Source organism: Dyella sp. OK004 (assembly GCF_900114495.1).
Classification (GTDB): domain Bacteria; phylum Pseudomonadota; class Gammaproteobacteria; order Xanthomonadales; family Rhodanobacteraceae; genus Dyella_D.
In genome coordinates this window covers 145,705-164,723 of the sequence record NZ_FOZI01000004.1, presented here as the reverse complement: position 1 = coordinate 164,723, position 19,019 = coordinate 145,705, and the positions used below count along the sequence as shown (strand labels likewise).

20 protein-coding genes are annotated in these 19,019 nt (G+C 58.1%); 5 read left to right on the top strand and 15 right to left on the bottom strand.

From position 1 onward, the window contains the following. Nucleotides 1-1,038: an AraC family transcriptional regulator gene (locus BM338_RS16900; RefSeq protein ID WP_255367346.1), complete on the bottom strand. Its 1,038-nt coding sequence runs from the start codon at nt 1,036-1,038 to the stop codon at nt 1-3. A 24-nt stretch (nt 1,039-1,062) separates the two neighbouring features. On the opposite strand from BM338_RS16900, the gene BM338_RS16895 reads away from it, so the two are divergent. Continuing rightward, nucleotides 1,063-1,896 carry an oxidoreductase gene (locus tag BM338_RS16895; RefSeq protein WP_090452892.1) on the top strand — a complete coding sequence of 278 codons (834 nt, stop codon included), beginning with the start codon at nt 1,063-1,065 and terminating at the stop codon, nt 1,894-1,896. A gap of 132 nt (nt 1,897-2,028) precedes the next feature. Here the strand turns inward: BM338_RS16895 and BM338_RS16890 are convergent, their stop codons facing one another. The 7 genes from BM338_RS16890 to BM338_RS16850 all read right to left on the bottom strand — a co-directional run bounded on the left by BM338_RS16890 (nt 2,029) and on the right by BM338_RS16850 (nt 7,304). Beyond that, nucleotides 2,029-2,598, bottom strand: coding sequence for a sugar O-acetyltransferase (locus BM338_RS16890; protein ID WP_090452890.1), 570 nt, complete (start codon nt 2,596-2,598; stop codon nt 2,029-2,031). Between the two features lie 88 nt (nt 2,599-2,686). Further along, nucleotides 2,687-3,337: a DJ-1/PfpI family protein gene (locus BM338_RS16885; protein WP_090452888.1), complete on the bottom strand. Its 651-nt coding sequence runs from the start codon at nt 3,335-3,337 to the stop codon at nt 2,687-2,689. A 41-nt stretch (nt 3,338-3,378) separates the two neighbouring features. Beyond that, on the bottom strand, nt 3,379-3,738 hold the full coding sequence (locus BM338_RS16880) for a hypothetical protein (RefSeq protein ID WP_090452886.1): 360 nt from the start codon (nt 3,736-3,738) through the stop codon (nt 3,379-3,381). Nucleotides 3,739-3,936: 198 nt separating this feature from the next. Further along, nucleotides 3,937-4,152 (bottom strand): DUF3820 family protein, encoded by a 216-nt coding sequence (locus BM338_RS16875; protein WP_090452883.1) that lies wholly within the window; start codon nt 4,150-4,152, stop codon nt 3,937-3,939. 238 nt (nt 4,153-4,390) lie between these two features. Continuing rightward, complete coding sequence (locus BM338_RS16870) at nt 4,391-4,921, bottom strand: DUF3455 domain-containing protein (RefSeq protein ID WP_177229399.1); 531 nt, start codon at nt 4,919-4,921, stop codon at nt 4,391-4,393. Between the two features lie 442 nt (nt 4,922-5,363). After that, nucleotides 5,364-5,765 carry a VOC family protein gene (locus tag BM338_RS16860; RefSeq protein WP_090452877.1) on the bottom strand — a complete coding sequence of 134 codons (402 nt, stop codon included), beginning with the start codon at nt 5,763-5,765 and terminating at the stop codon, nt 5,364-5,366. A gap of 726 nt (nt 5,766-6,491) precedes the next feature. Beyond that, entirely contained in the window at nt 6,492-7,304 is an 813-nt protein-coding gene (locus tag BM338_RS16850) for a hypothetical protein (protein ID WP_090452873.1), read from the bottom strand. Nucleotides 7,305-7,763: 459 nt separating this feature from the next. On the opposite strand from BM338_RS16850, the gene BM338_RS16845 reads away from it, so the two are divergent. Next, the gene (locus BM338_RS16845; protein ID WP_090452871.1) at nt 7,764-8,564 is read left to right on the top strand and encodes a transporter; all 801 of its coding nucleotides are present in this window, start codon (nt 7,764-7,766) and stop codon (nt 8,562-8,564) included. A 307-nt stretch (nt 8,565-8,871) separates the two neighbouring features. Here BM338_RS16845 and BM338_RS16840 read toward each other — a convergent pair whose 3' ends face one another. After that, nucleotides 8,872-9,723, bottom strand: coding sequence for a CPBP family intramembrane glutamic endopeptidase (locus BM338_RS16840; protein ID WP_090452868.1), 852 nt, complete (start codon nt 9,721-9,723; stop codon nt 8,872-8,874). A gap of 299 nt (nt 9,724-10,022) precedes the next feature. Between BM338_RS16840 and BM338_RS16835 the strand changes: the two genes are divergently transcribed. From BM338_RS16835 to BM338_RS21425, 3 genes are all read left to right on the top strand, one after another. Further along, the gene (locus BM338_RS16835; RefSeq protein ID WP_090452865.1) at nt 10,023-10,391 is read left to right on the top strand and encodes a YciI family protein; all 369 of its coding nucleotides are present in this window, start codon (nt 10,023-10,025) and stop codon (nt 10,389-10,391) included. A gap of 335 nt (nt 10,392-10,726) precedes the next feature. After that, nucleotides 10,727-12,079 (top strand): hypothetical protein, encoded by a 1,353-nt coding sequence (locus tag BM338_RS16830; protein ID WP_090452863.1) that lies wholly within the window; start codon nt 10,727-10,729, stop codon nt 12,077-12,079. Nucleotides 12,080-12,303: 224 nt separating this feature from the next. Next, the gene (locus tag BM338_RS21425; RefSeq protein ID WP_143109330.1) at nt 12,304-13,386 is read left to right on the top strand and encodes a hypothetical protein; all 1,083 of its coding nucleotides are present in this window, start codon (nt 12,304-12,306) and stop codon (nt 13,384-13,386) included. Nucleotides 13,387-13,663: 277 nt separating this feature from the next. On the opposite strand, the gene BM338_RS16820 is transcribed toward BM338_RS21425, so the two are convergent. From BM338_RS16820 to BM338_RS16795, 6 genes are all read right to left on the bottom strand, one after another. Continuing rightward, nucleotides 13,664-14,059, bottom strand: coding sequence for a hypothetical protein (locus BM338_RS16820; RefSeq protein WP_090452861.1), 396 nt, complete (start codon nt 14,057-14,059; stop codon nt 13,664-13,666). A 49-nt stretch (nt 14,060-14,108) separates the two neighbouring features. After that, on the bottom strand, nt 14,109-14,543 hold the full coding sequence (locus BM338_RS16815; RefSeq protein ID WP_090452859.1) for a DUF6326 family protein: 435 nt from the start codon (nt 14,541-14,543) through the stop codon (nt 14,109-14,111). Between the two features lie 154 nt (nt 14,544-14,697). Further along, nucleotides 14,698-15,147, bottom strand: a complete 450-nt coding sequence (locus tag BM338_RS16810) for a hypothetical protein (RefSeq protein ID WP_090452857.1) — start codon at nt 15,145-15,147, stop codon at nt 14,698-14,700. Nucleotides 15,148-15,477: 330 nt separating this feature from the next. Next, on the bottom strand, nt 15,478-17,106 hold the full coding sequence (locus tag BM338_RS16805; protein WP_090452854.1) for an XVIPCD domain-containing protein: 1,629 nt from the start codon (nt 17,104-17,106) through the stop codon (nt 15,478-15,480). Then, nucleotides 17,103-17,702, bottom strand: a complete 600-nt coding sequence (locus BM338_RS16800; protein WP_090452851.1) for a hypothetical protein — start codon at nt 17,700-17,702, stop codon at nt 17,103-17,105. Before BM338_RS16800 ends, BM338_RS16805 begins: the two co-directional genes overlap by 4 nt. Then, on the bottom strand, nt 17,699-18,157 hold the full coding sequence (locus tag BM338_RS16795; RefSeq protein WP_090452849.1) for a hypothetical protein: 459 nt from the start codon (nt 18,155-18,157) through the stop codon (nt 17,699-17,701). The genes BM338_RS16800 and BM338_RS16795 overlap by 4 nt, the downstream gene beginning before the upstream one ends. Between the last annotated feature and the right edge of the window lie 862 nt (nt 18,158-19,019).

The following is a 19,019-nucleotide window of genomic DNA, read 5'->3' as shown; positions in this document are numbered from 1 at the left end:
TCAGTGCGATGAAACGAAATCCGACGCCGCTCGCGCGGGAGGTACCGCAAAGTCCTTTCTCATGCGCCTCACTTCCGCAACAGGTGGCAGTCCGAAGAGACGTCTGAACTCTCGATTGAACTGCGACGCGCTTGCATACCCCACGGCGTAGCCAGCTGCCTCCGCAGTCATCCCCTGGCGAACCATCAACAGACGGGCCTGGTGTAGTCGAGTCGACTTTACGTACTGCATCGGCGAGGTTCGGGTGACTGCCCTGAAGTGGCTATGGAACGTGGGCACGCTCATGTCAGCCTCTCTAGCCAATTTCGCCAGGTTGATCGGTTGGGCATATGCAATGTGGATGTGGCGAAGTGCCTTCGCTATCTTGCCGAATTGCCCCTGCATTCCCAGCGCTGAACGCAGTGCCGTTCCCTGAGATCCGACGAGTACGCGGAAGTAGAGTTCACGCAGGAGACCTGGCCCAAGCACCGCCGCTTCCAATGGTTGGTTCATTACCTCCAGAAAGCGCTGAACAGACGTCCGCAGAGCTGAGTCCATGGGACTAGACATCATGCTGAGCGGCGCCTCCCGGGCAACAGGCGAGTGATGGCGGTCGATCTGGATCATCAGATCAGCGGCCATCTGAAAGTCGAGGTGCATATAGATGGCTAACAGCGGATGTGCGGGCGAGCCATCGGATTCCATGGTGAACGGAACCGGCACGGCAACTGCCAGGTAATGCTGCTCGTCGTAAACATAAACCTGGTCGCCAAAATATCCGCGCTTGCGTCCCTGGCAGACGATCACGATGCCGGGGTCGTACAAGACCGGCGTCCGGGAAAGCGCGCGATCCGAACGCAGGATGCGTACGCCAGGTAGCGCCGTGAGGTTATATCCCTCCTGCGGCGCCAGCAGCCGGGCAAGGTCCGCCATGCGCCGGCTTTCGTCTGCCAGCTCAAGATCCTTCACGGGGGCACGGCGGCTCATAGGAATGGGCAAGAAGTCCAGAATATCCGGCGTAAAAGATGACTCTATCAACGGATATTGTGCAAGCCACATTCGTGAGCCAGAGGAGCAATCGCCATGTCGGCAATCCAAACGTTGCTAATTACCGGGGTCAGCAGCGGCTTCGGCAGGGCCTTGGCACAGGAAGCTCTGGCCATGGGCCATCGCGTGGTTGGAACCGTGCGAAGTGAGCAAGCGCGTCACGAGTTTGAAGCGCTTGCTACCGGAGATGCCATAGCCCGCATTCTCGATGTCACTCACTTCGACGCGATCGATGGCGTTGTTGCTGACATCGAGAAGACCGTTGGACCAGTGAACGTGCTGGTCAACAACGCCGGATATGGCCACGAAGGCATTCTGGAGGAGTCGCCACTGACGGATATGCGGCAACAGTTCGACGTGAACGTCTTTGGTGCCGTGGCCATGATGAAAGCCGTGCTGCCCTACATGCGAAGTCGACGCAGGGGGCACATCATCAACATCACGTCGATGGGCGGCTTTATCACGTTGCCTGGCATTTCCTACTACTGCGGCAGCAAGTTTGCCCTGGAAGGCATCTCCGAAGCAGTCGGCAGGGAAGTGAACCCGCTCGGTATTGCCGTAACGGCGGTGGCCCCCGGCTCGTTCCGAACGGACTGGGCGGGACGCTCGATGGTCCGAGCGCCTCGTTCCATTCCTGATTACAACGGACTGTTCGATCCTATCCGGGAGGCACGCCGGCAAAAGAGCGGAAGGCAACTTGGCGATCCCGCAAAAGCAGCGCGGGCAATGCTCGATTTGATCGCCAGCGACTCGCCACCAGCACATCTGTTGCTCGGAAGCGACGCGATCGACCTGGTACGACAGAAGTTGTCTTTACTGGCCGAGGAGATCGACCGGTGGGAGGCCGTCACGCGCTCGACGGATGGTTGATGAAGCAGGTCGAACCGCCTTTGAGCGCTAGAGCCATGCCCGTCTCCGAAACTAGGGTCAGAGTGCAATTTCTATAACGTTCCTAGGGCTTACGAATGTCATTACCCGAAGAAGTCGACTCCGACCCCGGCTTCACCTCGGCTTCCCGGCTTCGATCGAACGAATGAACCGCGCCGGATTTCCTCCAACCAAGCTATTCGGGGGGACGTCCTTGGTGACTACCGAGCCAGCAGCGACCACTGAGTTCTCACCCACCGTCACACCTCCAATGATGGTTACGCCGGCAGCGATCCAGACGTTTCGCCCAATCACGATACGCTTTCCGATGGTGACTGATCGGCGCTGCGATGGATCCAGGGGATGGCTAGTCGTGATGAGACTTACGTTCGGCCCGACCATCACGTCGTCCCCGATGTGCAGGCCACCAAGGTCGTAGAAGGTGCAGTTCTGATTGATGAAGACATTTCGCCCTACGCGAATTTCGTCACCGCCGGCGGTGTAGAAGGGCGGGATCAGCATAAAGCTCTTGTCTACCAGTTGACTGATGAGTTCGCCGAACAAGGCGCGAATTTCGTCTGCATCGTTGAACGTCAAACGATTGAGTGCAGCGGTGATCGCTCCCGCTCGTTTGACATTGGCCACCATCTTTGCGGATTCGGGTGTTCTCCCCTGGACTATCTTGGTCCGATCGTCATTCGTCATTCGGTATTTCCGTATCCATGCGAGTCAGAGATTTAGATTGATTTCGCAATGTCCGCTTAGAGTCAGAAGCGGACATTGAACGCCTGAACTAGGCCGTGCCGCTAACCCATATCGGCTTGAATGATGGCTCGGATGTCACGGCAGCGAGATAGGGCTCGATGTTCTTGAGCGCATTGGCAACAAAGGCCTCTTTCTCCCCAACGGGAGCGACGTAGTGGAGCGCTTCTGCCGCGGCTTCCAGTCCAACGCTTCGCGCAATGATCCAGCCAGCCAGGTAAGCAGACGCAAAGCAGCCGCCCGCGGTAGCCACGTTGCCCCGAGCAAAGAACGGTTGATTGAGAACCTCCACTCCAGCTTCTTGTACCCAAGGCTTCGTAGTGAGGTCCGTACACGCCGGAACATCACCCAATAGCCCAAGTTTGGCCAAGATCAGCGTGCCTGAGCATTGAGAGGCAATAAGTTGGCGATCGGGCTGTAGCTTGATCCGGCCCATCAACTCGGGGTAACTGGCGATCTGCCGCGTCAGGACCCCGCTACCGACAATAACTGCATCAGCTGAGGCGGCATCCTCAAGGGTGGACTGAGCGCGTATCGTCACGCCGTTCATGGACGTAACCTCGGGCTCAGGACAAGAAATCGTGACTCGCCAGTCCGGCCTCTTGATCCGATTCAAGACTCCGCAGGCAATCAGTGAGTCAAGTTCGTTGAATCCCTGGAACGTAAGAATGGCGATGTGCATGGGTGGCGATGTCCTTGAACGTGTTACGACGCCTCGTGCACCTAGGCCGAGCACAAAAGATTCAGAGTCATCTTGCGCACGGTGGCTTGCGTTGGACTATCAACGGTGCCGGAGGCATCCACTTTATACGCGGGACAGTCCATGTTCTCTTCGCGATTGTCCTTGATGGTGCATTCGGCCGTGACGTTGAAATCCACACGCCCTTTGCCACCTGACCTGACTATGGAGACATCCCGGCATGTCCCCAGGACTCGCACCAACACCGTGTCGTTGTGCAGCACGAACGCAAGCAATCCATGATCGGTTCCCAAGTCTTCGCTAGCGATGCTGGCGGAGAAGGGCCAGAGTGCAGCGAGGAGAAACACCGGAACGACGGATGCCGTACAAAGCCTTCCCTTCATTGCCATCTCCTGAAACAAGCGCTTCGTTAGGGTCGCTGGCGCATAGCCAGCCATGGATCTAGTTGATCCAATCTAGACCAAGCTTCTGCCGCGTGAGTGGCTTAACCAAGGCGAGAAAGTGTCCGCTTCGGGTCGGAAGCGTACGTAACCGCGCTTTAGTTACCCACAGAAAACCCCAGTCCGCATGCACTACTCCATCTACTGACGCCTTCTCAGTGGGTCGAGCAGCCGCTTCAAGCCGTTGTGATCCAGCTCAAGCGCCAACGCGAGCAGGTTTCCGAGATCGCCGGGTGGGAAGCCTTTGCGCGCATACCATGCCAAGTAAGCGCCGGGCAGGTCGGCGATGAGGCGGCCCTGGTACTTACCATAGGGCATGGTCATGGTGACCAGCCGTTGCAGGTCTTCAGGCTTCACTTGGCGAACCGCCGCGAACGATCAGCATGACTCGTGAACTCCTGCTTCGTGACTTTCACAGTGCAATCTCCAGCATTCAAATCTATAGCCGCGTGTGTCCACCTCGGGTGGGAAGCGGATATTCCGTCAAAGCAGACAGCGTGAACGATTTTCGCTCCGGTGAGCCCGCGCCTTGGATCGCTCAAGGACTCTGATGGCGTCAGCGCTCGATTCCAGAATATCAATCTATTGCGACACGTCAGTTTGACTTCGCGTAGAACACATAGGTTGCCGTATAGGGAACCCCCACTTTCGTGCCGGCCCGAGTGGGTGGCATAGCGGGCGCTACGCCACCTACCGTTGAGATCCGTTGAACGTAGGCCACTTTGCTCAAGAGTCCGGGCGAAGAGTCGGCAGTCACTTTGATGAGCAGCCAAGGAATGTCGGTAGCAGCCTGCTTCGCGGGCACCGTTGTCATCGATGTACCGATATCACGAGTGATTTTGCTGCCATCGGCAGCCTCCCACGACGGGCCTGCATAGTGATGAATCACCTCCCCACCACCATTCAACTCAGCCAACGGCGCCTCGAAAGTCCATTTCGGTGCTGCCCCAGCCTCAGCCGTGCTCGTATAGATTTGAACTCCCGTTGCCTTTGCCGTGAACGCAACGGTATAGCCGGCGGGTGGCTGCAGCGTGGCCGGCACCGCTTCTTCTGCTTGCGACATTTGCGTACCAGCAACGAACAGTACAACGGCTGCCACCCATGCGATTGTGGTTCTTTCGATCATGGACATGTCCTGGCTGAAATTAAGCATTCTTCGGTGTATTCATCATGTCCGCTTCGGGTCGGAAGCAGACATGTCGATGCCGATCGCAGACCAGCGCCACCGCGACACTAAGTCAGCGCAATGGTCCCGACCGTGATAGCGATCAAGCCGGCAATCCATAGTCCAATTACCGGTCGGTAATACTGATGCTGCTTGATTCCAACGAACAGATAGCCCGGAACGACAAGGGACGCCAGCCCTTTCCCAGGGCTCAAGCTAAAGCAAAGTAATGCAGCCGTTAGCTGCGTGAGCGCCAAAGCGAGCAGACCCAAGACGACTACAGTCACCCAAATCCCTTCCATATCCCCTCCTGATGATTGGTCAGCCTGAGCAATCGAGACCCGGTCGAGCTGTGTTGACTATGTCCGCTCCGGGTCGGAGGCGGATATAAGAGCGTCGCTCATCAAGCTTGCTTCTCTGTCTCGCCGCCTTGCATGAGACGAGATGGCCAGCCAATACGTACAAGTAGACCATCTGGCCCGCATATCCCCACTTCATATAGGCCCCATTCGCGATGCCGCAGGACTCCGCCAGGGCGAATGACAAGGTCGTCCACGCGCGCGGCGATTGCGTCCACGTCCGGAGTGCGGATGAAGATACCGAAGGGATTGTGCGTTTCTGGAACAGCCCAGGGACCAGTTCCTGCCTGGGTCAGATGCACCTCGCACTCCCAGCCGGTCATGATGAAGTAGTTGGCGTCACCGCCCGTGCGGATAAAACCGAGGCGCTCCCAGAAGGGGAGCGCGGCATGCAGATCGTTGCTCGGAACGATAGCAAAGGCACCTACGGTGGCAGGAATAGTCATGCATATTCTCCGGATCGGGACGGCTCTGGTGACTGCCTTAGGTCGGAAGCGGACATCCTTTCAAATTACAGCAAGCACCTCAGCCCCGCGAACCAGCTTCCCGCTCTCCTGAATTCGCCAATGCCGTCCAACCTGCACTAGGTCCGCTATTCCGATCACGTCTAGGAATTCCACAACGAGTTCCGTGGTTTCCCCGGGCTCGATCCAGCGATCCCCAGGAACCTCAAATTGACCTATGTAGAACGTCAGGTCACCGGCCCCGCCAAAGTAGTGGTTTGGCCTGTATCGGCTCGTCACAGGATGCTTCCGACCACCTTCATCGGTGCCCAGCATACGGACTCTTGCCTGCACCCGAATGGTGCGTGCGCCGTTGCCATTTGGTTCCAGCACCTCGTAGAACCCGAATGCTTTTCCATGCTGCCTCCTCGGCACTCGAAGACGTGAAGTCCGCAATGGGCCGGAAGCGGGCATCTTAAGTCGCCTATCGGCGCGCGCTTAGCTCAGTGCTTCCTGAGCATACTGATGCCCAATAGCACGAAACCCACGACCATCATTACGAGGTAAAGAATCGAGCGAATCTGAGCAAGTCGACGCAGATTCTTAGATTGCAATGGAAACAAGTTCCCTCTCCCCTTAAAGGCAACAATCCCTAATTTAGACGATGTCTGCTTCGGGTCGAAAGCGGACCTCCCCGATCCGACAGCATGCCCTCGATGGCAGCACCACTCAATGCAAATAGATGGTCGGCCCCAGCGCGGCCGCAAATGTAAGTGTCACCAGTACGCCCACCGCAACCAGGGCCCAGAGGCGGCCGATGTAGAAGTCCTGCGCTGGCACATCGAAACGCCGGGAATACGCGACATTGAACAAGCCGGCCAGACCACCGAACGATGAGGCGATCGCCGACGTCAGGGTGATTACCATGCCGTGCGGATTGAAAAGGCTGACCACCAGCGCGCTGATGCCGCCGACTATGTATACCGTCATGGCGATCTGCCGCTGGACGTGGCGGGCCTGGTCGCCGCCGCCCAGCATCGCGATCAACATGCGGATAGCTGTGCGGACCACCTTTGTATAGGCGTACAGGCCGATGACGAACAGTCCACCTCGCCATAGCCACGGCCAGGGCAGTGGGCCGATACCGCCGCCTACGTCCGGCCCCCAGTCACCGAGATTGGTTGCGCCCGAGAACATCCAGTAGCCGGCCGCGACCATTCCTTTCACGGCAAACACGATCCATAGCGTCAATCGCGGCAGCGGCCGCTCCACTTTGCGCCAGGCGAGATACGCCAGCACGGCCAGCAAGACGTCCATGCCCGTACCCGCCATAGCCACGATGCGGGCCGTCCACCCGCTGACAAGAGGGCATTCCACGTAATACGCGCCCAGCTCACTGGGTCGATAGCCGACAGCGACACAAGTAAGTGCATGCCCAAGCAGCTCATGCGCCATCGTGAGCAAGGGCAACAGCAGCAACACCAGCCCCACAAGGGTCCATGCATCGACCCACGGGCGCGCACGCATATCGTTCTCCGTCATTCCCTACTCCCCCTTAAGGCCATCGATTCAGACGGTTGGAGATCGCCTTTGCCTGTCTGCTTCTGGTTCGAAGCGGACGCCCACAAGCCTTGTCAGCCCGGCATCCAAACATCGCCAACATCCGCGACATAGGACGTGGGTGATTCATGCGCAACTATCGGGCGAGCAACGTCCCGGCCAGCATAAAAAAGCGAAGCACTGCTCCACTCGGAATCGCGAGCGTAGCGGCTTCGTCCATCTCTGCAAGCGCTTAGTAGCGGTCGACCGCCATGCCAGATCCACCGGCGTTGAACTCACCAGCCACGAAGCGAACGCATTCGAGTTACGGACTTTTTACGGAAAGGATCGCAAGAAAATGCGGACTATTTACGGGCCTTCAGAATAATTTTGAAACCCCTTCAACACCTGGTCCGATCGGTCACTTCGCTGAGGTGCACCGACGACATCACTGGATAGTCCGTGAAAAAAAAGCTCCTCCTTCTCTCGGTCGCACTAGCCGGTTATAGCCCTCTATTCGCCATCGCCCAAAGCGCAGGACCTACTCCCATCTGCACCGACAGACCCACCAAGTCCAATTCCACATGCACGGTGCCGCAGGGCAATTGGCAACTGGAAACCGACGTCGGGCACACCACCCAGGATCGCCAGGACGGCGTTGCCACCAAAACTTCTTACTACATCAATCCTTACCTCAAATACGGTCTCAACGATCACCAGGACATCGAAATCAGTTGGGCGCCGGCCATCCGCGTGCGTACCAAGGAGGGCGGCCAAACACACACCACCTCTGGCGCTGGTGACTTGTACCTGCGATTCAAATCGCGGTTGTTCAGTGGCGAGACCGTGAGCATGTCGCTCATCCCCTTCGTCAAGGCACCCACGGCCGCACACGGATTGGGCAACGACCGATGGGAAGGCGGCCTGATCGCACCGATCGGTGTGACCTTGCCTCAAGGGTTCTCGCTTACTTTGGGCCCGGAGATTGACATGCTGGCTGACATCGACGGCCATGGCCATCATGTCGCGATCACCAACCTGGTCAACGTTTCGCACGCGCTCAGCAGACGGCTGACTCTCGCCGTGGAGCTCTGGACGCAGGACAACCACGACCCGTCCGGCACTATCCGCCAGCGATCAGCCGACGTTGCGTTGATCTATCTGGTTAACCCGACACTGCAGCTGGATGTAGGTGCCAACTTTGGCCTCAACCGCCGTACGCCGGACAGCCAGGTTTATCTTGGCCTGTCACACCGGTTCTGATGTCCGCGCGCTCGTCCACCATGCGCACGCCACGCGAAGACATGTTGCCTCGCTCCGGCCAGCTGCGCGACCGGTTATTACTCGGTGCATACGTCAGCGGATGCACTTCGTGATGTGTGAGGCGTATGTCCTGCCGACAACTGGCGCAGCGCTGGGCGATGTGGGATTGGGGGCGCGTGATCCTGATCCTCGTGAGCTTCATCGCATCCGTGCAAGCGATCAGCTTTTCCTCGGTGCCAATCAAGTTCGCCCGCTCTCCAAGTGAGACCTGACTATTCACCGGCCGAGAACAGTCACTTCAGATCGCTCATGTGCGTCGCTTACGTGATACCAGCGCGAGCCATAGCGCGGGGAGCGCCAGGATGAAGAGAGCGACGATGCTCCCTTCGGGCCCCACGCTTCCGCCACTCCACAGAGCATCACCTTGTGAGGATTCGGTCAACAGTCGATGACTGAATTGCTGCCCGCTATTGGGCGTTCCGTAGACGAAGGTTTCGGCCCAGTCCCACAACGCATGAAAACCGATCGCCCACCAGAGCGAACCCGTCAGGCGCAGATTCAGGCAAAAGAACAACGCCATCCAGCCGGCCTGCAGCAGCCCGAGCAAGCTCTCGCCTTCGTTGCCCCAATGCATCCAGCCGAAGATCACACTCCATATCAACGCTGCCCACCAGAAACCTATGCGCTTGCCCAGCGTGTATTGAAGGTAGCCGCGCAGAAGAAGCTCTTCGAAGAAAGCCACGGCAAAGAAGGCCAACAGCCACACGATGCCAGACAGCATGAGTTGCAGAACCGGTTCGTGTTCTCGGGAAAACGTGGCGTAGCCACCAAGGAAAAGCACGGCAACCAGGACAGAGAGCGTCACAAAGCCCAGGACCGATCCCGAGACCAATAACTTGATCCTCGACGATCCGCCAAGACCGTAAGCGAACCATTGGCGCCCCTCAACGCGTGCAAGCACCCATGTAGCAAAAATCACTATGCCAACACGGATGGCTTCTTCTGCAAGCAGCCCTGTTGGCGTTGTCAACACATGTGCCGGCAAGTGACGGGTAAAGGCAAAGTATTGGGCGAAACGCAGCGAGACGACGATAAGAAGGAACAGGGCAATGCCCCAGCCGGCGCGTAGCTGTCTATCGTTGAAGAAGATGTTCCGCATCGTGAGCCCTCGGCAACGTAGAAGAAATTTATCTCGTTGAAGCAAGGCACGTGCCGGGAGTGGAGACTTCGCTGAATCAAGTCACTTCGGTAACTTGTACGTCGCGTTACGCGCGCATCTCACCGTCCGCGGACGGAACCCCGGACGTCCGGGCACATGGAAACGATCTCCAGACGTGCAGCCATTCGCACCCTGCGCTTCAACCGTTGAAAAAATGCAGGATGATGTCGATTTCCGAAAGCCCCATTCGTCGCTTCAATGCCAGGCTAACCGGGCCGACCCAAATAAGGAGACAGACGATGCGCGTGATGGTGTTAGTAAAGGCTACCGACGACTGCGAAAAGGGCTTTCTTCCGACGCCCTGGACAACCGAGATGATGGAGGCGATGGGCCGATTCAATGACGAGCTGCGCGATGCCGGCATCCTGCGCATGGCCGACGGCCTTAAGCCCACCTCGCAGGCCAAGCGAGTCGCGTTCGACGGCCCCGGCCGTATGGTCATCGACGGGCCTTTCGCCGAGACCAAGGAGTTGGTCGCCGGCTTCTGGCTGTGGGAAGTCAAGGATATGGATGAGGCGGTGGCCTGGGTAAAACGCTGCCCCAATCCCATGCCGGGACCGAGCGAGATCGAAATCCGGCCGCTCTACGAGATGGCTGATTGGTCATGAAAATCTGACGCCGGACGCGCGCGAAACCCGCGCCGCCATGGTGACTGCCGGTATCGAACCACCACGTCATTATTTCCAACAGAGCTGGCGGGGATATCGTGAAGCTCCCATTTCGCGTTCCCGTCACACTCCATGCACGGACTCCGCGAGACTTTACCGCGGCCGCGTCAGTGGCAACCAAGGGGGCAAGCCGAGTCAATCAGCCAACCATACTGGTGACATACGTCGCTGGTTGATTAGCGCGCGGTTGGCCCAGGGGGCATCTGCAGACGGCACGTTACACGTTGGCACCGTGCCAGCGTGAAGGAATCAACGTATTCAACAGGGGGTTGATCATGCGTTTCTTACGAGGGAAGACCGTGGGCACCGTTGCGGTGCTCATGCTGTTCACTGGCGCGGCCAGCGCGGGCACGTTTCCGGATTTCGGCTACGCGCCGCCGTCGTCCAGCTACAAAGGTGCGCTATTTCACCTTAGCCAGGACTATCCGAAGCAACTGCCCAAGGCGCCGGTACCGGCCTTCTTCAAGCTGTTGCCGAGCCCGCTCACCAACGACTTCGAAAAATGGCGTCCCTACACTGATGCCGCGAAGAAATACTGCCTGGAAGGCAACGTCGAGAATGATTGGGTGGTGCAGAAGAACACCGTTCGCCACTGGTATCACGCGCCCTGGCAACACTATGGGCCGTTAGGTCGCGAAGGCATTCACGGCCTTACCAAGGAAGCGCAGATTCAGGTCAAGCAGCTGGCGCCGACGCAGACCAGCACGGGCCAGACTTATGCCGTTGGCATCTACAACGACGTGGGCGGTTTTACCTTCGGTGAGGTCTGGAAAAATCCGCAGGACCCGGATCCCTCTTTCACCTCCAAGCCCAACAGCTTTCATGACGGCACGGTGGTCTGCAAACCGCTGTTCGCCGACGTCGATCTCAAGCAGGTGCCGTTTCTGGTGAATCCGGTGTTGTGGCAGGGATACATCACCGACACCTTCGCCTCCGCCAACCGTACGATCAAGAACGTAGCGTTGATCCAAATGGATTTCGCGGTGCGTGACTCGCGTGTTCCGGGTACCGGCTGGGTTTTCGGCACCTTCCAGTACAACGGCGCCGTCACCGGCAAACCGGGCTGGGACAACCTGGTGCCGGTAGGCGTGCAATGGGGCAACGATCCGGAAGATACCGGCGACAGCTATACCAACAAGCAGCCCACTGTCACCAAGATCAACCCCGATCTCAAGCAGACGGCCATCAACGCCAACACCAAGGAGTTGCCGCCCACCCATCTGGGCTGGAACGGACGCCTGGACGGCCCGGTGGATAACCCCATCAGTGCCTGCATGAGCTGTCACATGACCTCGGAAAGCCCGCAACTGGCACCGATGAACCCCACCTTCCAGGCGCCCGACAAGGTGCCGCCGGTGGGTTCGAAGGAATGGATGCGCTGGTTCCAGAATGAAGAGGCCGGCGTGCCGTTCAGCCCGGGCGCACAGAGCACGGACTACAGCCTGCAACTCGCTGGCGGCATCGCCAACTTCTACGAGTGGAAGTGCGAACAGGGCGGCGTGTTCCTCGACAGCCCCAATGCCTGCCAGCAGGCTAAGAACCTGAGGCTGAAGCTGATGAAGTCGAGTACACCGCCAGCGCAGATCTTCAAGGTGCTTCGCGACCCATCGCTGGAAGAACTGCACTGATCGATGCGTACGGGCGGGGAACCACCCCGTCCGTACGGCTCACGGGACACCAGCATGAGTGACTGAGCGATGTCGCATCGCCGCGGCTATTGGTGAACACCGACACGGAAGCCAGCGCCATCCACTCGCCCAAGTGGTCATATGCATAAGGCGAAAGTGGCTATTCAAGCAGCCTCTGCACAGCCGTAGCGTCTCTGCTACGTCGCTAACCTTCGAGGCACGTCATGCAAGCACTGGGAAAGATGCTGATCTGTTCGCTGATGCTTCTTGGCACAGCCTTTGTACCTGCGTTTGCCCACCACGCGGCTGACAGTCACCCGGCAACCTCACTACGGGATGGGCAGCATGATTTCGACTTCAATGTGGGCGTATGGCACACACATATCCGCCGCCTGCAGCATCCGCTCTCCGGAGCCAGCGACTGGGTCGAGCTGCATGGCACGGTGACCGTGCAGACGATCTGGAATGGCAAAGCGCAAGTCGAAGAGATCGAAGCCGATGGGCCTGCCGGGCGCTTTGAAGGGATGACGCTGTTCCTCTACAACCCCGCCGCGCACCAATGGGCTCAGTACTTCTCCAGCAGCGGCCAGGGCACGCTGGACACGCCATCCGTGGGTGAGTTCAAGAACGGGCGTGGCGAGTTTTACGACCAGGAGTCCTATCAGGGCAGGACCATCCTGGTACGCGGGCTATGGTCGGATATCACGCCGGACACGCATCGCTTCGAACAAGCGTATTCGGACGATGGCGGCAAGACCTGGGAAGCCAATTTCGTAGCGGACCTGACGCGCACGAAGCCGGGCGAACCGGTGACGGAAGCGAAGCCTCTCGGCGACGAGCCGGGACAACATGATTTCGACTGGCAGCTTGGAAGCTGGGACATCCGCATGAAGCGCCTGGAGCGACCGCTGACCGGCGCGGATGCGTGGACACGCCTGGATGGCACCGTCCATGTCCGGAAGCTATGGAACGGTCGCGCCAATCTGGCGGTAATCGACACCAAGGGTCCCTCCGGTCATTTAGAGTTTCTGTCGCTCCGCCTCTTCAATCCTGAAACACGCCAGTGGAGCCTCAACTTCGTGAGCAGCAATAGCGGCGTGATGAGCACGCCCATGATTGGCGAGTTCGCGCATGGGCGCGGGGACTTCTATGACCAGGAGCCGTTCAAGGGCAAATCCATCCTGGTGCGTTTCTCCTTCCTCAATATCGGCCAGGCTTCGAATCGCGATGAGCAGGCGTTCTCTACCGACGGTGGGAAGACCTGGGAGACGAACTGGATCAATGAGTCGACGCGGCGGAGTCAGTAGTGCCGGGGCATAGCTTGATTGATATCAAATCTCGACTACGCCACGTTGGCGTCATTCCGGCGAAGGCCGGAATCCAGTTAAGCACACGAATTCTATGTTGAGTGCTACGCACAACTCATTCGACTGGATGACCAGCTTCGCTGTTGAAAAGCTCCTCCGGCCTTCGCCGGAATGACGATGATGAGGCGTAGTTGATATCCACCTGCAAAATCACACCGTACGCAAACCGGAAAGATCAAGCTTGCTTTCGGAATCCATCTGATATTGCTGCACTGACCTACTGACCGCGCCCCTGCGTCACATGCCATGCAAAGCACTTAGCCAACGTAGACGGAATGCCATGCGCATGACCGGTGGTCCAGGCAAGGATGCTGTTTTCTTCATTCGCCTCAGCCGCACCGCTCCACATCGTGGTGTATTTCACCTTGACCGGATCGCCTTCAAAGAAAAGAAAGGCCGGATCGGTCACCGCGGTCTCGACGTAGACAATCCGCCAACCCTGAAAAACGAAGGCCTGCCGCACCGTGACGGGTTTGACACCAAGCTGCCTGGCGATGGATGCCGACCATGCGGTCTTTTGCACATCGGTCAACGTCCGGCTCACCGGGTCGCATGGCGTGGTGAACGCGGCGGAGGGTGCGAGCAGCGCGATCAGCACTATGGAACGCTTCATGGGCGAGTCCAGGTTGAGGTGAGCCGACGTGGCTCGGGATACTACCCCGCTACGGCACTACCTGCCTTGGCCACTTCACCGCGTACCAGACAATCAGCAGCGACAGCACGATCTCGATAACGCCAAGGAAGATATAGAAGGCCCAGGCGCCCGGCATGGAGATCAGCATGATGCCGGTATAGAACAAGCCGAGCACGATGTTCACCACGCGATTCACGGCAGGCCTCAGCACCAGCGACAGAAAGATCATGACGCCGGGCACCGCCAGCAGCGCCGCCGTTCCCAACAGCGCGCCCTGAGTGGTCGGCCCGAGCGGACCCATCTGGCCCTGCAGCATGCTTTGCAGGTTACCGGGCTGAAAGAGCCCGAAGTAATCGCCGTAGATGTAGCAAAACATCAGGCTGGCCCACAGCGCAGAGAGCTTCAGTTTTACGGGGACCCTAATGTCTTCCAGGGCGGGCGAAGCGGTCCTCTTCGAGCTCATAAAGATTCCTTGCCTTGGATGGATGGAACAAGCAGAAAGAGGCACCTACCGTCACAGACTCATGCCGAGCGATTCAAAGCGAAACACCGTGCCACACGAAAGACAGCGGCGACAGCAAAACCGATGCACTGCCGTCCCGTGATGACAACACAGCTTACAAAGGAGGCTTCTCATCCCGGAACCGGGGTTTGGCCAGAAACTCTCGAATCTGAGCACCTGAATTCTCGACCTCCGGAAACCCGCCGAAAGGCAACGGCATTGACCCTTCTTGAAACTCAAGCAGCTCCTTGATTCGCGGAAGCGCTTTGGATACGTGCTCGATGAACGCACCAATAGCAGCTTGCGACTCGGCGCTTAAGCTCGCCACGGGTTGCGAATAGCCCTCTTTCATCTGGGGCGGCTCGAGATCCGGGTATGCCTGCCATAGGGGAGCAAGGATGTTGGTGTAGCTGTGCCCCAGAAAGTGGCCGACCAGTCGGCCATAGACATGGATATAGCCGAGGCTCTCATGAACCTTCACCGTTCGGAGAGATTGGTCGCACAACGCGCTCGCCTGCTCAAGAAGCGCCGAGATTTCCGCAGCCGAAGTACGGTCGAGTTGCATAGCACTCCCTTCGATGACAAAGCGGCACCTTGCCGTCCTTCTGTACATCTTGTTGCTCGTGGGAGCCGTCGCGCAACCCTCTGTCCGCTGGAAACCAGCCGGCACCGGATCAGACAGCAGGTTCGACAGAAGCAATACAGAAAAAAATCGAGCAAGGCATCACCTCCACACCCCGCGACACACCTACCTCAACGGCACATTCATTCCTAACTGCACCCTTGCCCTGCCCGCCTAACGCATACAAAACCCCGCACGATGCTTGCCAGTTCTCAAGTACGCGCGTCGGTGTGTGATGCCGCGATCCACGGCAATGGAGACGACTCGCTCGGGTTACATCGACCGCTCAACGTGGCGCGACTCCTGCGGCGAAATCTGCTGCCGCGCCACCTGTTCCGTCTGTGAGTAAGTCAAATCGGCCTGATTCTGCTGCATGACCAGCTCCCACTGCGCACTGCTCTGCGCCAGAGGCGTATGCAGCGCCGTCACGGTTTCCACGTAGACATACTTTTGATCCAGCCCCGCGATGCCACCATGAAGGCGCCCCTGCACGGCAAAGGCGCGGCTGGCGTCATCGCTCAACACGACATGGTCGATGCGGGTAAGGCCCTGCTCTGCCGCGGCTGAAGCAAGCGCGCCCGCGAAGTTAGCATCGCGCTCCGAAGGAGCTACGCCGTGTTTGGCATTGAGACGCTGCACACCATGAAGACCTTGCTGAAACATGGCGTGGCCTGGATGTGTGGGGTGATTCAGTAACGCGGGTGCGTCGGGTGTTGCGGATCTGGATTCAAACCACTGGCCCGGGTGGCTCAACGTACCGGCGGCGCGCGACATGCCATCGCTCATGACCTCGGTGACGAGGTGTGTCTGTTGCTTGAGCATCTGGACGCCTTGAGTCATGCCATCGCGCGTGGCGTCATAAACATCGCTTACGGAGTGGGCTGCTTGGTGACCCATCTCCTCAACGGCGTAGCCGGCGAGTTTGGCGGTGTTGATCACGGTGTCGCGCTGGTGGGCGAGGTTTTCGACTGTGCGATGACCGGCCATGTCCAGCGCGTGGCCGGCTTGGGCGAATTCGCCATGCATCACTGAACGACTGGCTGACGTCAGCAGTTCCCGCGCGGTGCCGGCTTTGTGTGCCATTTCCCATGCATGGGACAGAGTGTTGGAACGAAGCGCCTGCACATCAGCCCGATACAGGCCGATGGCTTGGGCATTCAGGCGGGCACGGACTTCGTTCTCGGGTGACAGATCGGACGATGCAAGGCCAGGACTATCTGGGGCAAAGTTGTCGATGCTGTGTGCCGCAACGCTGATGGCACTCAATGGATTGCGAAGGCTGGTAGCTGTAACCCGATCGTCATAGCCCGCATGGGAAAGGTCATGGACATCCTGCGCGGTCGCCAGCACATGCACCGTTCCGTAGTGACGGCTGGCCGCGCTCACTACATCGGTGGCGCGGACGTAGTTGGTGACCCGACTTCCACCCTCAGGAATGTCGTGCTGCAGATCCACGGCGCCGTAGGCGTTGAAGGTGACGCCTTGAAGGTGGTTTTCGTAGGCGGTGATTTGGGCGAGCGTGCCGCCTAGGGAATGGCCGGTGGTGGTGATGGGCGGAATGGCAACGTGCTTGTTAGCTGCAAATGCTTCTGCATTCTCCATCACACGCTTAGTGAAGGCACGCGCATCGGGTAATTGCGCGTTGAAGCCGGTGACCACCATGCCAAGGTCGGTCGGACCATCTTGAATCACGCCCCAGCTTTTCTCAGTGCCGCGATGAGCGATGACGATTTCATGAGTATCGGTGCGTCTATAGGCGGTTCCGTGGTAGCCGGTGATGGGATCACTATAGGTATCGAAGATGGTGTAGCCCACTCCGCCAAAAATCACTGAATCGTCTTTCTCGTGAGGGACGTATGAATCCTTGTCAAGCAAAGCGTAGTCCTTCCTAGTGATAGTCATGGCAAGTGCTCCTTAGCAACCAAGGTGATGGAGAAGAGGCCTTGCTGCTGATCAGACGGAAAAACAGACCGATCGCGCTCCCCCGTCGAGCTGTATCCCACGTTGTTGTGCAAGTACTCGTCTCGCGTGAAATAGGCAGTAACCGGCTTCTGTGAAAACAGCTCGTCTGGAAGAAGATATGGAGCGAAAGTTCGATTCATGACCTTCAACCTTGCAGTGGCACTCATCAGTGACCAATGGCACATACCTTCGCCGAAATAGTCCTCATCCAGAAAATAATCCGCATACACCGTACCCGTGTAGACATTGTCAGAGACCCGTTTGAAGTCGATGGGTGGATGCGCCAACGGTGGAATCCGCATCGGATTCATGGGCCCACCCGTCAGTGGTACGCATTGCTTGTTGGCAACTTCGTACTGCATGAATCCACCCACCGCGTCGAACGGACCCGGCGCACCTTCGATGGTTATGGTGATGTCGTAGCGCATCTTCGGATGCGGGTTCTGCTTGATATCTAGCGTGCCCACAAAAGCTCCGCAGCGGTAGAGAAGGAAGGCCATGGCAAGCATCGGAATCATCAAAAGAACGCGCTTCATGAACTCGTCACCTTGAACTTGATGAACGCGCCAATGGCGAGGTAGCCGCCCACAAAACTTGCCATGGCGCAACTCGCGCACAGGGCGATATAGGCCGCCATGGCACTGACCCGCTCTCCATGGTCGCGGGTCTGGTACAGATACCCGGCACTGAAAGCCACGTTCAGCAGATGGTCGGAGAATGAATACGAACGGCGTCGCTCCATGCTGTCGATGAGAAGCCATCGATAGGCCAGAACCAGACTACCCATGAAAACGAGGCCTGCAGGATTCATCAGTTCGCGGAGCCACCCCGGGCCAAAGAAGGTGGTGGAGTAAATGACGTCCAGTATGCCGCCCATGAACCACAGGCCCAGGGCATAAAGCTGGATGCGCTGTTGACGTTGGCCCGCGGTGATCCGCGCCAACGCTGGATGGGATGGATGGTTGGTGGTAATGGCGTCGAATTCTTTCATGGCGACCCCTCCATAGGTGTCATTGAATGCGTTCGGGGAGGCTGCATTCGGAGTAGACAATTTCGCATCCTTGCGTATCGCACGACCGCATGGCTAACGCTGCAGCTTCCTCTATCGTGGCCGCACCAGCTGCTACTGAGAATCCACCGCCCCACGCGAGGGCTGCGCATTGATCGTGGTATGCGAGCGCGACTTCACAGTCCGTTGCCCCATCCGTATTGCAGTTCTGCAGAGCTACGCGCTTTGCGTCACGCTTACTCTTCTGGTTCACAGTTGATCCCGAGTGACCCAGTCTGTGACAGATTGCAATTGCCCCCCATCTTGAGACCCATCGGATGGCCGGCGCTGTTTGTTTCTGCTGTGCGCTATTGCACGAACCACCTCCCCCGTCATACCAGCCCCGACCGATCACTCCTTCTTGGCGCCATCCGCATTGTTGTTGTGCATGTGCCATGAAACTCAAAGACAACAACATCATTCCAGCAAGGCCGAACCACCTTGCTCTCATGTGCATCACATTGAGATGTGTCATTGGATGCGCTCGGGAAGGCTGCATTCGGAAAAAATAACTTTGCAGTCGGTTCCTCCATCCTGGCAGGACCGCAGAGAGGCTTTGGATGCCTCAGCGATGGTAGGGCCGGTGCCCGAGCCCTCGACACCTCCTCCCCAGGCCACCGCAGCACACTGATTGAAGTACGTACTGATTATTTTGCAGTCCGTTATGTCTCTTGAAGAGCCGCAGCGCTTCATGGCAGCGAGCTCCGCTTCACGCTTGCTTTCTTGGTTAAAAGTTGTGCCAAGACTTCCCGTTTTTGAACTGTACGCGATGCTCCCCCAGCGTGTTGCCCAACGAACTCCTGGC